The sequence below is a fragment of the Vibrio sp. 10N.222.46.A1 genome, from assembly GCF_041473595.1.
GTDB lineage: Bacteria > Pseudomonadota > Gammaproteobacteria > Enterobacterales > Vibrionaceae > Vibrio > Vibrio tasmaniensis_A.
Map to the genome: position 1 here is coordinate 1 of NZ_JBFRSN010000965.1, position 938 is coordinate 938.

Below are 938 nucleotides of genomic sequence, written 5' to 3' on the forward strand. Positions count from 1 at the left end.
ATCAAGGGTGAATCTTGCTCACCAAAGACTTCCTGCATTCGAACAGAGATCATTGGCTCAGATTGATATTGATATCGAATCGACTTCTTACTGCCCGTAGGCATCAGGTAATTAGTCGGTAGCCATTGATCTATTTCTTGATTCAGAGGCCAGCCAAGATAAGCCGACAATGCTTGTTCAATCGATACATTCGACAGCCCTTTGGCTGACTTAATGCCATTCAGATAGGGTGATAGCCACTCATCAAGATTTTCAACCAAACTCGCATCATCCATCGCTGGCCAATCATGCTCTGGCATCCAAAGCTGTGCGCAGCGTACACGCTCAACGAGCTGTTTAGCTGAAGACGTCCAATGTAAACGCTCCAGTCCGCAGCGAGCGATATAATTGAGTAGCGCTTGGCTCGCCTGATTCGCATCGGGTTCTGGTAAAGCTTTGGTGCTGATAATCAGCTTGCCCAAAGACACTCGCTGCTCGGCAACTAAGCGACCACGTTTCTCATCCCAATCGGCGTAATCGGAACACACAAACAGTTTTGGAAATTCAACTTCTAGCTGCGCAATATCAACCGCGGTAGCTAAGAAAACTTGACTGGCTCGCCCTGTGCTGCGCATCAAATCAATCACAACGATATAGTCATTATTCGCCAATGGATCATCATCACGAACTTCAGCACCGTGACCATTCGCCAGAAGAAAAGCACTGCTGCTCGCACTTCTCGCTTGTGCAATTCGGTCTGGGAATGCAAAACAAAGCACTAATGGTAGCAATGATTCGTCAACTTGTGACAAATCTAAGTGATGATTGAGTTTGCTGGCGAGACTTTTCGCTCGCTGCATCACAACACTGTTTTTCGAGTGCTTTCTTTGCTTAAGTCGATGTAGCGAGTGTTGAATATCCGTCACATTGCGTTCCGGATCTTCGAGTAAAGCGGCAGC

Annotated in this window: 1 protein-coding gene; it reads right to left on the reverse strand. The window is 47.0% G+C overall.

Annotated elements, in window-relative coordinates:
• The coding region (locus tag AB4496_RS22610) for an ATP-dependent helicase C-terminal domain-containing protein (protein WP_372132044.1) at positions 1-938 on the reverse strand (938 nt) is incomplete at both ends.